Origin of the sequence: Porticoccus sp. W117 (genome assembly GCF_030341905.1) — a bacterium.
Taxonomy (GTDB): Bacteria; Pseudomonadota; Gammaproteobacteria; order Pseudomonadales; family Porticoccaceae; genus SCSIO-12696.
Map to the genome: position 1 here is coordinate 1 of NZ_JATAAF010000034.1, position 14644 is coordinate 14644.

Here is a 14644-nt window from a genome sequence, read left to right on the forward strand (position 1 = left end):
TCAACCTGGTCAACAACGGACAATTTAAAGGCTAACGAATAATCACGCTGAGTGCGCTTAGCTGTTGATTTCATATCACTTTCCAATTTGGTGATTGAAAAGTGTCAACGTTATTCAGGACGGGACAAGGTAATAAAAAAGGCCCGCCAACCGTAATGGTTGGCGGGCCTTTTTCGTATTTGCGCGTGCGGTTAGCAGAACGCCTGGATGCCGGTTTGCGCGCGCCCCAGAATCAGCGCGTGCACATCGTGGGTGCCTTCGTAGGTATTCACCACTTCCAGGTTGAGCATGTGGCGCATAATCGGGTATTCGTCGGAGCAGCCGTTGCCGCCGTGCATATCACGAGCCTGGCGGGCGATATCCAGTGCCTTGCCGGCGTTGTTGCGCTTCAGCAGGGAGATCAACTCTGGAGCCAGTTTGCCTTCGTCTTTTAGGCGGCCCGCTTGCAGGCAGCCTTGCAAGCCCAGGCTGATTTCCGTTTGCATATCCGCGAGTTTTTTCTGGATCAGCTGGTTGCCCGCCAGCGGGCGGTTGAACTGTTTGCGATCCAGTACGTATTCACGGGCAGCGTGCCAGCAGGCTTCGGCGGCGCCGAGAGCGCCCCAGGAAATGCCGTAACGGGCGCTGTTCAGGCAGCCGAACGGGCCGCGCAGTCCTTGCACACCGGGCATCAGGTTGTCGTCCGGTACAAATACATCTTCCATCACGATTTCGCCGGTCACTGATGCCCGCAATGCCAGTTTGCCCTCTATCTTTGGTGCGGACAGGCCTTTCATGCCCTTGTCGAGAATAAAGCCGCGAATCACGTTGTCTTCGGTTTTGGCCCACACCACAAATACATCGGCAAAGGGTGAATTGGTAATCCACATTTTGGCGCCGTTGAGGATGTAGCCGCCGTCCACTTTTTTGGCGCGACTTTTCATACCGCCGGGGTCGGAGCCGTGGTCTGGTTCTGTGAGGCCGAAGCAACCCACCCACTCACCGGTGGCCAGTCTGGGCAGGTATTTTTGTTTCTGTTCTTCCGTACCGTAGGTGTAGATGGGGTACATCACCAGGCTGGATTGCACGCTGAGCATGGAGCGGTAGCCGGAGTCCACGCGCTCCACTTCGCGAGCCACCAGGCCGTAGCAAACGTAGTTGACGCCGGGGCAATCGTAGCCCTGGATGGTAGAGCCCAGCAGGCCCATCTCGCCCATCTCGTTAAAAATTTCCCGGTCGGTGTGCTCGTTGCGAAAGGCTTCACGCACCCGGGGTGCCAGCTTTTCCTCAGCGTATTGGCGGGCGGCGTCCCGCACCATGCGTTCTTCATCGGTGAGTTGTTGCTCCAGCAGAAACGGGTCTTGCCAGTCAAATTGCGCCCAGCTGTGTGGCATGGTGTTCTCCAGAAGTGAAAGCGATGTGTGTCGGGCATTTTATGAGTAATTACGTTACACGTAAACAAAATGCTCGATAAAGTGTTGCGAATATCTCCAAAGTTTAACCCGCACAAGTAACGATAGGCAGAGTAAAATTAAGAGTACAATGGCACTTTTCATAAAAATTAATCGCTAATATGGCCAGATTTATCCAGGCTGACATCAGTCGCAGCGCCCTGCAGCATAATTTTCAGCTGGTGAAGTCACTGGCTGGAGCGGCCCGTGTGGTGGCTGTGATCAAAGCCAATGGCTATGGCCATGGGGCTGCCGAGGTGGCGCGTTCGCTGCCGGAAGCAGATATTTTCGGGGTCGCCAGTATTGAAGAAGCGCTGGAACTGGTGGAATCCGGTATTCGCCAGCCGGTGCTGTTATTGGAAGGTTTTTTTGAAGCGAGCGAGTTGCAAGAGATCGCCCACTTTGATTTTGAAGTGGTGATTCACAGCCGCGACCAGCTGGACAAACTGCTTGCCGCCCGTTTGGAAAAGCCGGTGACCGTGTGGCTAAAACACGACAGCGGCATGCACCGCCTGGGTTTTACCAGCGAGCGCTTTCGCCTCGCCTACAACGATCTGGTAGATAGCGCCAATGTGGGCGCAATTCGCCTTATGTCTCATTTGGCCTGCGCTGATGAGCTGGATAACCCGTTCACAGAGCAACAACTGGATCGCTTTGAGAGCGCCTCAGCGGATTTGCAAGGGGAAGTGAGCCTGGCCAATTCCTCCGGGTTATTGGCATGGCCGCGTAGTCGAGGCCAGTGGGTGCGACCAGGACTGGTGCTTTATGGCTGTTCGCCGTTTGCCGCTTCTCACCCCATTGCCAACAAACTGCGGCCAGTAATGACGTTACGTTCAAAGGTAATGGCCATTCACCAGCTGGAGGCCGGTGACGGGGTGGGCTATGGCCAGGCATGGCGCGCGGTAAAACCTACCCGCGTGGGCACAGTGGCGGTGGGCTACGGCGATGGTTATCCCCGCCAGGCACCCAGCGGTACGCCAATACTGGTGAATGGTGAGCGCTCACAATTGTTGGGGCGGGTGTCGATGGATATGTTGTCGGTGGATTTGACCCACTTGCCGGATGCCAAGGTGGGCGACCCGGTGGTGTTGTGGGGCAAAGGGCAAAATGGCGACCAACTCAGTGCCAGCGAAGTAGCCAGATACGCCGGCACCATTCCCTGGGTGCTGCTGACGGGCATTACCAGCCGTGTACCATTGAATTACCACGATTGACCCCTGTCAATTTGCCGTTGGGCAGTTTGTGGCACAGTAGCTGACCACTGAAACTTTCAACGGTTGTGGCCGCTATGGGGACAGGAGTAACAGACCGCAGGTATACCGATAAGGATTTTCTCACCTTTCAGGCGAGACTGGATGAACAGCTGCAACAGTTAAAGCAGGTGTTGCAGCAGCCGGGTTTTGGCAGCGACCCATTGCATATGGGGGCTGAACTGGAAATGTACCTGGCAGACGCCCAGGGCTCTGTTAGCCAGTGTAATCAAAACTTGCTGGATGCTCTGGGTGATTCTCAGTTTCAGCCGGAACTCAATCAATACAACATCGAACTCAATCTGTCCGCCTTTGCCATCGGGCAAAACCCTCTGGAAAAACTCCACAACGAAATGCAGGCGAAAACCGCCAAGTTGGAAGCGGTGGCTGCCAGGCAGGGAGTGGATGTAATCCCCATCGGTATTTTGCCTACCCTGCGGCGGGAGCATTTGCACAAGGGGCTGATTACACCGCTGCCTCGCTACCACAGCCTCGCCACACATCTGTACCAGCAACGCGGTGAAGACTTCACCATCAACATTAACGGTGCAGACCCGCTGTCTGTTTCCTTTGCCGATATATCTGCAGAAGGTGCCAATACGTCTTTTCAGGTGCACTGCATGGTGCCGCCAGAGTGTTTTGTTCAGGTGTTTAACGCCGCGCAGTTGACGGCGCCTCTGGTAGTAGCGGTGGCGGCCAATTCCCCTGTATTTCTCGGCCACCGTTTGTGGGACGAAACCCGTATCGCCCTGTTCAAGCAATCTCTGGATGTGCGCCAGCGCGGACATGCCAACTGGCGGCAACCCACGCGAGTCAATTTTGGCTTTGGCTGGTTGCGCCACAGCCCTTGGGAGCTGTTTGCCGAAGCGGTGGCGCTGTACCCGGTGGTGCTGCCCGCGGTTGATTCGAACCTTGATGACAACGACCTGCCATCACTGAAAGAACTGCTGTTGCACATCGGTACTATCTGGAGCTGGCATCGGCCGGTGTACTGCCCCAGCGGCAGTGGCCATGTGAGAATCGAGTTTCGCGCGATCCCTGCTGGCCCCACCAGTATCGACATGATGGCCAATGCCGCTTTTGCCATTGGCCTTGCCATGGGGTTGGCAGACCGCATCGACGATCTGATCAGCTTCGTGCCGTTTCGTTTTGCTGAATACAATTTCTATCGGGCGGCTCAGGCGGGTCTGGACAGTAAATTGTTGTGGCCTGTAAATGGCTGTCGGCCACAGGAAACCGATATAACAGCAATTATTGAGCAGCTGTTGCCCGTGGCACAGCAGGGGTTGGAAATCCTTGGCATCGCTAATGGTGAACGTTACCTGAAGGTGATTGAAGAGCGGCTGCAACAGCGCATGACCGGTGCTCGCTGGCAGAGGCAGGCTTTGGATTACTACAGCCGCAAAAGCGATCGCGACAGTGCTTGTCAGAAGATGTTGCGGAATTATTTGCAGCAATGTCGCAGTGCTCAGCCGGTATCCCAGTGGGAGCGGCCCTGGAATTGCCAATAGCTCTTAAAGGCTTTCCAGTTTGATATGCAGTGCCAACAGGGTTTTCGTGCCGGCCACTTGCGCCGTATGGCCATGGCGCTGCTCATCAAAGACTTCACTGTCAGACAGTCGATCTTTGGCAATAAATACATCTCCCGCTGAAAAATCTCGATAGCTGCCATCGCGCAGGCCAATACGCAGCATTCCCTGGCGAATCACAATCAGAGTTGGGTCGCCGGCTACATGCCAGTCGCTGAAATAGCCCGGCTCGCTGACCCGGTGGCGGAAGTTCAGGGCATCGATTCTGGGGGAGATAATCAGTCCGTTGTAGTCTTCAAGGGAAAGAGTCTGTTCGGTAAACAGTGAAGGCCCGGAGTTGGGGTTTTCCAGAATGGGGATGGTAACTGTAGTCATGGTTTTTATGGTGACAGGTCTTTATGGTGAAGTTGGTAAATGGACAAATACCGAACCGCTTTTAACTTCGCAGGGAATGGCTGTTAAGGATTCACCACTGCATGGCCCGGCAACACACAAACCAGTATCCGGCTGAAAAATGGCGGCATGCACGGCGCACTGGATAAATTTTTTCTCCACATCAAAAAACCGATCCGGCTGCCAGTTCAGCGGCATGCCTGTATGTGGGCAACTGTTGCGGTAGACAAATACTTCACTGCCTTGGCGCACCGCAAACAGGGCTTCGCCGTTGGGATAAAATTCTTTGCTGCCGCCGTCGGGGATAGCTTCCAGTTGGCACAGCTCTGTTTCAAGCTCAGGCATAAGTAGCGCGTTTATTACTATGTGAAACAACATCAGGGTAGGGTATCTTGTTGGCATAGTAACCCATCCTACCTGCGGTTAAACCAATAATAAGGAAACACATTGTATGGCTGATGCCTTGCCCAAGCCCCATGGCGGCACTCTGGTGAATTTGTTGGCGAGCCCCCAGCGGCGCCAGCAATTGCATGCACAGTCCATAGACTGGCCGGAATGGTATCTGGATGCTCACCAGCAATGTGATCTGGAATTGTTGGTGAATGGCGGCTTCTCTCCGCTGACGGGTTTTATGGGTTCGGCGGATATAGATAGCATTGGCAAAAATTTGCGCCTGCCCTGTGGTACTGCCTGGCCGCTGCCGGTGATGCTGACCGTCGATAAGAAAGCCGCACAGCAAGCGGAGCAATCTGGTCACTTGGTACTGCGCGATCCGGAGGGTGTCGCACTCGCCGTTGTGCAGGTATCGGAAGTGTGGCGCTGGGATCGCAACCATTATGCGGAAACTTTTTTAGGCACCACCGATGAAGCTCACCCAGGGGTGCGGCGCTGCTTTCACGAAATGCACGAATATGCGCTGGCTGGCAGGGTAGAGGGTATTGAACTGCCTCAGCATCACGACTTTGTGCAATTGCGCCATACGCCGGCGCAGTTGCGGGAACAGTTTGCCGATATGGGGTGGTCAAAAGTGGTCGCCTTTCAAACCCGCAACCCCATGCACCGGGTGCACTACGAAATCAGCCGCCAGGTGTGTGAACAGCAGGGCGCCAAACTATTAATTCACCCAGCCATCGGGCCAACCATTGTCGGCGATGTGGATGCCTACACCCGTGTGCGCTGTTATCGGGCGCTGATGCCGCGCTACTCTGAAGGCGATGCCATGTTGTCTTTGCTGCCCCTGGCAATGCGTATGGCTGGGCCAAGGGAAGCATTGCTGCATGCCATTGTTCGAAAAAATTACGGCTGCAGCCATTTGATTGTCGGTCGCGATCATGCATCACCAGGCAAAAACGCCAGGGGGCAATCGTTTTACGAACCCTATGACGCCCAGCATTTATTTGAAAAATGGCAGGATGAATTAGGGGTTACCCTGTGTGCGTCTCCGCAAATCAGTTATGTGGAAGAGTGGGGTAAATACTGCGCCAGCGCCGATGTTCCTGAAGGCACCCAAACCCAACATGTGTCTGGATCAGAATTGCGCCGCCTTTTGCAGAGAGGCGCAGAGGTCCCGGATTGGTTGAGTTTTCCAGAAGTGATGGATGTGCTGAAAAAACGCTATCCTGCGCGCCACAAAAAAGGTTTTTGTGTGTTTCTGACCGGACTTTCCGGCGCGGGAAAATCTACCATTGCCAATGTGCTCCGAGTGAAGTTTCTCGAAAATGACAGCCGCCCGGTGACTTTGCTGGATGGAGATATCGTGCGCAAAAATTTGTCTTCAGAGTTGGGTTTTTCCCGAGCGCATCGCGACCTCAACATTCGCCGCATTGGTTTTGTGGCTTCGGAGATTGCCAAAAATGGCGGCATCGCTCTCTGTGCGCCGATCGCTCCCTTTGACCGCATCCGCTGCGAGGTGAAAGCGAACATCGAAGAGGTGGGCGGCTTTGTGCTGGTGTATATGGCCACCCCTCTCGAGGAGTGTGAACGCCGGGATCGCAAAGGGCTGTACGCCAAGGCGCGCTCCGGAGCGATCAAGGAATTTACTGGCATTTCCGACCCCTATGAGGTGCCGGAGAATGCCGATGTGGTGATTGATACCACTGATATTACCGCGGAATCAGCAGCGCAACAGGTGCTTCGTTTTTTGAAAAACGAGGGCTATATTGATTTTAATTCCTGAGTAAGTTCTTTATTGAATCCCCGCTGGCGAGTTCTTAAGCGCAGCAATTCGTTGCTCCAGTGGTGGGTGGCTGAGCAGCAGTTTGCTCATTACCTGCTTGAAGCCACCGGAGATGCCAAAGGCGGTCATGGTGTCGGGCATTTGGCTGGGGATTTGCGCGTTCATCTCTTCCTGCAGCCTTTGCAGGGCACTGATCATTGCAGCGCGGCTCGCCAATTGGGCGCCAGCGGCGTCGGCGCGAAATTCTCGCCAGCGCGAGAATTTCATCACTACCATAGAGGCGAGTATTCCCAGCACGATTTCCGCAAAGATGGTGGTAATCCAGTAGCCGATACCGCGGCCGCTTTCGCTTTTGAATACGATGCGATCTACTGCCGTGCCGATAATGCGTGCAAAGAACATTACAAAAGTATTCACTACCCCCTGAATCAGTGACAGGGTGATCATATCGCCGTTGGCGACGTGGCCAATTTCGTGGGCCAGTACCGCGCGTACTTCCTCTTTGTTCATACGCTGCAGCAGGCCAACACTCACCGCCACCAGAGCGTTGTTTTTGTTCCAGCCTGTGGCAAATGCATTGGATTGTTGGGCGGGGAAGATGCCCACTTCCGGCATGCCGATACCGGCTTTCTTGGCAAGCTCGGCCACGGTATCCACCAGCCAGCGTTCCTCAGCGGTACGGGGTTGTTCAATGATCTGGGTGCCAGAGGCGCGTTTGGCCATCCATTTGGAAATCAGCAGAGATATCAGCGAGCCACCCATACCAAACAGGGCGCAGAATACCAGCAAACTGCCGGTTTGACCGACGATAATACCCTGACTTTGCAGGATATTCAGGGTAATACTGGCGACAATCAGCACCGCCAGATTGGTGAGCAAAAATAGCCCGATACGTAACATTTTTTCCTCCGGTGTAGCCAATCGTAAAAATAACTACAAAACCCTAAAAAACCACTGTGCTGGGTTAGTATGCGACACATGGATGTGTCGCCGCTGGCGTTAAGCCAGCGCGAGCCCAGAAAAGCCAAGAGGTTCCACGCAACATCGCCAGGCTTTTCTGGGCGTTGGCCAAATAAATCAGGGAGATTTATTTGGCCAGCAGGTAGAGTAGATGCGTCCATTACAGAAAAAATCAAGTGAAAGAGGTGTGAAATGGCGGCAGTTACTCTGCTAAGAAAAGTCTTTTCTCGAACGATGGCGTCGCTGGCTGCTGTGCTGCTGGCGGGTTGTGCGTCTTTAACGCCCGGTTTTCAAAACCCGGAAGTCAATCTGGTTTCTGTTGCGCCTGTATCGAGCAATAGCCTATTGGAGCAGCGCTTTAAAGTGGGGCTGCGAGTGCTAAACCCGAATTCGGTGGCGCTGCCGGTAAAAGGGTTGTCTTACAGCCTTAAGCTCAACGGTTACAAAGTGGTGAGTGGCGCCACGGGGAGTATTCCGGAATTACCCGCCTATGGCGATGTACGGCTTGATGTGGAGGCAGGGGTTAACTTGTTGGGCGGTGCGCGATTCCTCAGTGGTATTCTGCAAAATCGCAACCAACAGCTGGATTACCAACTGGAAACCCGTTTGGATGTGGGCTTGTTGTTGCCAGCGATTACCTTGGTGGAAGAAGGGCAGATATCGTTACAGCAGTAGCCTTATGGCGCCAACATGGGGGTGTACCAGGCCAGAATGTCGTGCCCCCACAATAGTGCAATCCAGCCCGCCGCCGCTAAATAGGGCCCAAAAGCGATGGGAATTTGCTTGTCGCGCCCCATTACCAAAATTCCGGCAATGCCTACCAATGCGCCTACCACGGCGGATAGCAGAATAATCATCGGTAAAAACTGCCACCCCATCCAGGCGCCCAGGGCTGCCAGCAGTTTGAAATCCCCGTGGCCCATGCCCTCCTTGCCGGTGAGCTTTTTATAGATGATATATACCGACCATAATGACAAGTAGCCAGCGGCGCCGCCAATTACCGAGCTGGTGAGATCAGTGAAGACGCCTTGAGTATTGGCCAGCAAACCAATCCACATCAAGGGTAGTGTGATGTTGTCAGGCAGCAACTTGTGGCCGAAGTCGATACCGGTTAAAGCAATCAAACACCAGGTAAACAACAGTACCAACAAACCCTGTTCAGATAGACCGTAGTGGAAAATAATAAAACCAGACAGCAAACCGGTAAATAGCTCAACCGTCGGGTATTGAATGGAAATCTTGGTATTGCAGCTTTGGCACTGGCCTTTCAGTAGCAGGTAGCTGACTACTGGAATATTGTGCCAGGGCTTGATGGGGGCGTTGCAGCTGGGGCAATGGGAGGCGGGGAATGCCAAGGAAATGCGGGGCTCGACCTCAGCTTTTAATTCCAGAATCTCCCGCGCCATCTCCCGCCAACTGATTTGTAGTTGCATGGGCAGGCGGTAGATCACAACATTGAGGAAGCTGCCGACTAACAGGCCTAATATAACGGCAACGCCCACCAGAAGGGTGGGCGGGAGGTTGAGTTCTGGCATTGTGTGTTTTTCTCGTTGTTATTGTTTTAGGTGACGTTTTTTAAATAGCTTGACCAATTTGGAATATAGGTAAGTACATCGCAATCAGCATGCCGCCTACCAATACACCAATAACCGCCATAATCATCGGTTCTAGCAAGGTGGTAAGGTTGTCTACTGCATTATCTACAGCTTCTTCGTAGTGAATAGCAGCTTTTTCTAGCATGCTATCTAATGCGCCAGATTCTTCACCAATGGCTGCCATCTGGACCAGAAGTGTTGGAAATACGCCAGTGCTTTTCATTGAGCTATTAAGTTGCACGCCTGTGGTTACATCATCCCGTACTTTATAAATGGCATCTCGGTATACTGCGTTGCCTGAAGCTCGGGCTACTGAATCCAAAGCATCCACCAGTGGTACACCAGCTGCAAAAGTAGTGGATAAAGTGCGAGCAAATCGGGCTACAGCGCCTTCGTTTAAGATTACGCCGACAATGGGGATTTTCAGGGTGTATTTGTCAATTGTGTCAGAGAATTTTGGGGAGCGAGTCTTGGCCTCTTTAAAGGCAAAAATACTGCCCACTAATACAATTAGCCAAAGCCACCAATTTGCTTGGGCTGCTTCTGAAATACCTAGCACGAACTGAGTAAAGGCAGGTAGTTCAGAACCGAAGCTGCTAAAGGTTTTCGCAAATTGCGGTATAACTTTAACCAGTAGAATCCCCATCACAATAATTGCAACAGCGAGTACGGCTGCAGGATAGGTCATAGCTTTTCGAACTTTAGCTTTCAGGCTTTCCAGTTTTTCTTTGTAAAGCGCAATTCGATCTAGCATTGTTTCCAATGCGCCGGATGTTTCACCAGACTCCACTAGGCTGCAAAATAGATCATCAAAATATTTTGGGTGTTTACGAAGTGATGAACCAAAACTGGCACCTGCAGCCACATCGTCACGAATGGATTCAATCAGGGATTTCAGATTAGTGTTTTCACAGCCTTCAGCAACAATATCGAAACTCTGTACCAGAGGTACGCCAGCTTTCATCATGGTGGCCATTTGACGGGTAAAGGCGGCGATATCGGCGGGCTTGATGGGTTTGCCACCGCTGCCAAACAATGGTTTGGGCTTTTTCTTAACGTTATTGGCAGTAATGCCCTGCTTGCGCAACTGGGCACGGGCAAAATTAGCGTTGGCACTACGAATCTCACCCTGAACAGGGGTGCCTTTACGATCTTTGCCTTTATAGACAAATACTTGCGCTTCTGCGGTTGCCATAACCCAATCCTTCGAAATCTTTATTATTATCGGTGGATTACGCTGCGCTAATCCACCCTACGATAGTATCGTCAGTGTATTGTAGGGTGGATTAGCGCAGCGTAATCCACCAGTTGGCTCTAATCCTTAGTAACCCTGTTAGCTTCTTCCAAACTGATTATACCCTTGGCGGCCTTTAAAAGTGCCGACTGGCGCAAAGTTCTGAAGCCTTCCTCTTTGGCCTTTTCGCCGATCTGCAGGGAGTTTCCTCCCTCCATAATAATGCGTGAAATAGCGGGGGTAACCTTTAGCACTTCATAAACACCGCTACGGCCTTTGTAGCCATTGGTGCACTTGGGGCAGCCTACCGGATGGTACAGTTCGAATTCTTCGCGAGGCAGATCAATACTATCAAAGCCTTCCTCGGTAAGAATCTTATCTGGTATGTCGTCTGCCGGGCGGCGGCAGTGCTGGCACAACCGGCGTGCCAAACGCTGGGCGATAATCAGGCTGACGGAGGTTGCTACGTTAAAGGCAGGAACGCCCATATTTAGCAAGCGGGTCAGTGTTTCCGGCGAGCTATTGGTGTGCAATGTGGACAGAACCAAGTGGCCGGTTTGTGCTGCTTTGATGGAAATTTCCGCAGTTTCCAGGTCGCGAATCTCACCCACCATAATCACATCCGGATCTTGCCGCAGAAAGGCTCGCAGTGCTTCCGCAAAAGTCAGATTCACTTTGGTGTTGATCTGGACCTGGTTGATCCCATCCATATTGATTTCGATGGGATCTTCCGCAGTGGATATATTGCGCTCTGGGGTATTGAGAATGCCTAGGCCGGTATAAAGAGATACCGTTTTGCCGCTACCGGTGGGGCCAGTAACCAGAATCATGCCTTGGGGCTGGGCCAAGGTATTCATATAGGCTTCTTTTTGGTCCTCCTCGTAGCCCAATGCGTCAATGCCCATTTTGGCACTGTTGGAATCCAGAATACGAAGAACGATCTTTTCTCCGTACAGGGTGGGCAGTGTATTTACCCGAAAATCAATGGCCTTTGACTTAGATAGCTTCAGTTTAATCCGGCCATCCTGGGGGATGCGGCGCTCGGAAATGTCCAGTTGTGACATAACTTTCAGGCGTGCTGCCAGCCTGGGGGCCAGGTTGGCGGGAGGTTTTGTCATTTCCTGAAGTACACCGTCAATGCGGAAGCGAACACGATAGCTGCGTTCGTAAGGTTCGAAGTGTATATCTGAGGCACCAAGCTTAATGGCATCTAGTAGCAGCTTGTTAATAAAGCGAACAATTGGGGCATCGTCGGTATCACCACCATGGTCTTCATCAGCAGGGTCTTCAACCGCGGCAACATCCAGATCGTCAAGGTGTACGTCATCCAGGGTGCCTAGTGCTTCTCCTAAGTCCTCTTCTTGCTGGTTGAGGAAACTCTCAATGGCCGCTTCCAGCTTGTCGTACTCAACAAGCACCGGCTCAATGGTCATGCCGGTCTGGAACTGGATTTCGTTAATAGTCTGGTGATTGGTGGGGTCGCAGACACCCAGAGACAAGCGATTGCCACGGTTGTAAAGAGGCAGAGCTTTATGACGGCGTATTAACTTACTGTCTACCAGCTCCTTTGGGGCGGTATCTACATTAAAAGAGTCTAGATCCAATAGTGGTGAACCAAATTCATTGGCGGCCACTGTAGCTACCAATTGGGCGGGTAGAATATTGGCAGTAACAATATGCTCTACAAAGGGCAGGCGTTGCTGTTGGCAATGAACCACCGCTTCTTCAGCGGCTTCATGTTCAATCAGGCCGTCCTGAACCAGGCGTTTTGGTAAGCCCCTTAATGCGCTATTGGCTGGTGTCATTATGTGAATCCGTTTTTATCGTTAGTGCCCGTCACTCCCGCGCAGTCGGGAGTCCATGCCAGATTATGGCAACCCGAATATATAAGAGCAATGGTTCATAGCTCCTGATGCTGTCGATAGCCGGAGCATGTGGCTTAAAAGGTGACAAAAAACGTCACTTGAGTTCGCGGCTAAGTGACCAAAGATGTCTTTGAATAGGGGTTTGAGCTTCGTCATCGCGAGGAGTGTGGCGACGTGACAAGCTCGCGACTTTAAGGCGGCTGCTTTAAGTGTTTGAATTTGTTTGACTTTGTGGTTTTTGAATATTTGAATAACGATTGATTTAAAATCTGGCACACCTCTTGCTAAAGTCGCTACGACTGTTCATAAAAAAACATAAACTTCCAAGGAGAATACTATGAAACAGCGTCAAGGGGGCTTTACCCTAATTGAATTAATGATTGTTATCGCAATCATTGGTATCTTAGCCGCAGTAGCACTTCCTGCATATCAAGACTATGTTGCACGCTCGCAGATGTCAGAGGTTTTTGGTTTCGCTAGTAGCGCAAAAACCACAGTATCTGAGTGTTTGGCTACAAATGGTGGCACTCTTGCAGATTGTGACTCGAACCAAGAAGCCGGTTTAGACACAACAGCTACTAATATTACTTCTGAGTTTGTTGAGCAGGTTGCAATTACAACTGGTACTGCTGCGATTGTTGTATCTATCCAAGGTACAGGTATAACAGACTTGGATGCTGGTACTATTACTATGACTCCTACCTATAATGCTGCTTCTGGTACTACTTGGGACTGTGTTGTTTCTGATGCGGGTATTGCCAAATATATGCCTTCAAGTTGTCGTGGTACTGCACCTACTCCTTAATTGAAAAAAGCTAAATAACCTATACGAATGCTTAAGGGGTCCTGTCGGACCCCTTTTTTGTTGGAAGTGCTATGTCTAATTCTCAAGCATTAATAAATAACAAAGTAGATTTTTGGTTGGTTGGTGGGTTATCACTCCTCGGTTTATGTGTATTGTGGACTTTTACAGATTTATTTAGCAAGGTCGACTTTTGGTATACTGCTTGGCTTCTTGCTTTCTTTGTTAATGGGCCTCATTTCTTAATTAGCTATTTGATGTTTTATCGGCTGCACTCGGAGCAGCTTCAGAAGCGATCTGTATTCAAGCTTGTAGGATTCGCCCTTCCCGCTGTGATTTGTGCTTTATGTATTGCAGCATTTTTTCTGAAAAGCGCCGTCTTATTAATTGGCCTACTATATTCAATGTTTTTTCTTGTCGGTTGGCATTACGTGCGCCAAGGGTATGGTGTGCTTATGGTGATGTCAGGTATTAACCATTCATTTTTCTCGGCTTGGGAGCAAAGGCTTGTTAAGTGGAGCTTGTATGCTCTTTGGGGTGCTTCATTTTTGAGTATGTTCGGTTTGCAAGAACGTTTTACAAACTATTGGGGCTTAAGTTATTCGATACCATCGCTTAACCCTTTGTGGGTGCAAATGGCGCAAATTCTGGCGTACGGTGGTCTTGTAGCTATATTGCTATTGTTAGCATATCGTCATTGGGTTGCTGGTATTCGTGATTCTCTTTCGGGGGTTACCGGCGTGTTGGTTCAGTACGTATGGATGCTGCCTCTGTTTAAGCATCCTCAGTTCTTTTTGTTTGTGCCATTGTTTCATTCTTTGCAATATCTCATTTTTCCTGCAGCTGTTATTCAAAACAGAGAAGAGTCTCAAGGTGTTGAAGGTATAGAAAAGCGCATATGGCTACATTGGTGGGGGCCTGCTTTCGTTCTGGCGGCGCTTGCGTTTTACTTTGTTCCAGATGCCTTGGATAGAGTATTTTGGGAATCGCACAAAGAGGTCTTTGGGGGAAGCTTTTTCTTGGTTTCATTCATTGTTTTTATCAATATCCACCACTACTTTATTGATAGCTTGATGTGGAAGCGTGAGAATGAAGTTGTTCGTAACTACTTAAAACCTGTTGGTTCGTCTAATAAAGCTGATAAAGAATGCAGTATATAGTTGGTTAAAGCTGCGCGTGATGGGCAGAGCGCTCCGTCTCTTTGGGTGCTTTGACTATGCTTACTGCTTAAAACCCTCAGCCATTGGCTGGGGGTTTTTCGTTTGGTGGTGGTCAAAACCAACGTAAGCGTCCGGTCATCACCCCTTGACCGACTCACTCCAATTATGCGGCAGCAATTCCTCAATCCGGTTGCTCTTCTGTGTTGGCAGTTTCTCCAACACATCTTTCAGATACGCATACGGATCATGG

General features: G+C 51.1%; 14 protein-coding genes. 6 read left to right on the plus strand and 8 right to left on the minus strand.

Translation table 11 applies throughout. The annotated features are described in order from the left end of the window. Window positions 1-191: 191 nt before the first annotated feature. A complete protein-coding gene (locus QSV34_RS14570; RefSeq protein WP_289155906.1) occupies window positions 192-1373 on the minus strand; it encodes an acyl-CoA dehydrogenase in 1182 nt (393 codons plus the stop codon). Between the two features lie 179 nt (window positions 1374-1552). Here QSV34_RS14570 and alr point away from each other — a divergent pair, with 179 nt between their 5' ends. Both alr and QSV34_RS14580 read left to right on the plus strand, forming a co-directional pair. Next, complete coding sequence (gene alr / locus QSV34_RS14575) at window positions 1553-2644, plus strand: alanine racemase (RefSeq protein ID WP_289155908.1); 1092 nt, start codon at window positions 1553-1555, stop codon at window positions 2642-2644. 74 nt (window positions 2645-2718) lie between these two features. Further along, window positions 2719-4191 (plus strand): glutamate-cysteine ligase family protein, encoded by a 1473-nt coding sequence (locus QSV34_RS14580; RefSeq protein WP_289155911.1) that lies wholly within the window; start codon window positions 2719-2721, stop codon window positions 4189-4191. Window positions 4192-4194: 3 nt separating this feature from the next. On the opposite strand, the gene QSV34_RS14585 is transcribed toward QSV34_RS14580, so the two are convergent. Together QSV34_RS14585 and QSV34_RS14590 are read right to left on the minus strand one after the other, a co-directional pair. Then, a complete protein-coding gene (locus tag QSV34_RS14585; protein ID WP_289155913.1) occupies window positions 4195-4584 on the minus strand; it encodes a cupin domain-containing protein in 390 nt (129 codons plus the stop codon). A gap of 21 nt (window positions 4585-4605) precedes the next feature. Then, window positions 4606-4947 carry a Rieske (2Fe-2S) protein gene (locus tag QSV34_RS14590; RefSeq protein WP_289155915.1) on the minus strand — a complete coding sequence of 114 codons (342 nt, stop codon included), beginning with the start codon at window positions 4945-4947 and terminating at the stop codon, window positions 4606-4608. A 106-nt stretch (window positions 4948-5053) separates the two neighbouring features. Here QSV34_RS14590 and QSV34_RS14595 point away from each other — a divergent pair, with 106 nt between their 5' ends. Continuing rightward, a complete protein-coding gene (locus QSV34_RS14595; RefSeq protein ID WP_289155916.1) occupies window positions 5054-6778 on the plus strand; it encodes a bifunctional sulfate adenylyltransferase/adenylylsulfate kinase in 1725 nt (574 codons plus the stop codon). A 9-nt stretch (window positions 6779-6787) separates the two neighbouring features. Here the strand turns inward: QSV34_RS14595 and htpX are convergent, their stop codons facing one another. Continuing rightward, window positions 6788-7678: a protease HtpX gene (gene htpX, locus QSV34_RS14600; protein WP_289155917.1), complete on the minus strand. Its 891-nt coding sequence runs from the start codon at window positions 7676-7678 to the stop codon at window positions 6788-6790. A gap of 252 nt (window positions 7679-7930) precedes the next feature. Between htpX and QSV34_RS14605 the strand changes: the two genes are divergently transcribed. Next, window positions 7931-8413, plus strand: coding sequence for an LEA/WHy family protein (locus tag QSV34_RS14605; RefSeq protein WP_289155918.1), 483 nt, complete (start codon window positions 7931-7933; stop codon window positions 8411-8413). Window positions 8414-8415: 2 nt separating this feature from the next. Here the strand turns inward: QSV34_RS14605 and QSV34_RS14610 are convergent, their stop codons facing one another. The 3 genes from QSV34_RS14610 to pilB all read right to left on the minus strand — a co-directional run bounded on the left by QSV34_RS14610 (window position 8416) and on the right by pilB (window position 12372). Further along, window positions 8416-9273: a prepilin peptidase gene (locus tag QSV34_RS14610; RefSeq protein WP_289155919.1), complete on the minus strand. Its 858-nt coding sequence runs from the start codon at window positions 9271-9273 to the stop codon at window positions 8416-8418. A gap of 40 nt (window positions 9274-9313) precedes the next feature. Further along, window positions 9314-10528, minus strand: coding sequence for a type II secretion system F family protein (locus QSV34_RS14615; protein ID WP_289155920.1), 1215 nt, complete (start codon window positions 10526-10528; stop codon window positions 9314-9316). A gap of 119 nt (window positions 10529-10647) precedes the next feature. After that, the gene (gene pilB / locus QSV34_RS14620; protein ID WP_289155921.1) at window positions 10648-12372 is read right to left on the minus strand and encodes a type IV-A pilus assembly ATPase PilB; all 1725 of its coding nucleotides are present in this window, start codon (window positions 12370-12372) and stop codon (window positions 10648-10650) included. 397 nt (window positions 12373-12769) lie between these two features. Here pilB and QSV34_RS14625 point away from each other — a divergent pair, with 397 nt between their 5' ends. Beyond that, window positions 12770-13237: a pilin gene (locus QSV34_RS14625; protein ID WP_289155922.1), complete on the plus strand. Its 468-nt coding sequence runs from the start codon at window positions 12770-12772 to the stop codon at window positions 13235-13237. A 71-nt stretch (window positions 13238-13308) separates the two neighbouring features. Beyond that, window positions 13309-14394 (plus strand): hypothetical protein, encoded by a 1086-nt coding sequence (locus QSV34_RS14630; RefSeq protein WP_289155923.1) that lies wholly within the window; start codon window positions 13309-13311, stop codon window positions 14392-14394. 138 nt (window positions 14395-14532) lie between these two features. Here QSV34_RS14630 and QSV34_RS14635 read toward each other — a convergent pair. Further along, window positions 14533-14644, minus strand: a 112-nt coding sequence (locus QSV34_RS14635; protein ID WP_289152310.1) for a transposase domain-containing protein, incomplete at its 5' end; no start/stop codon positions are given.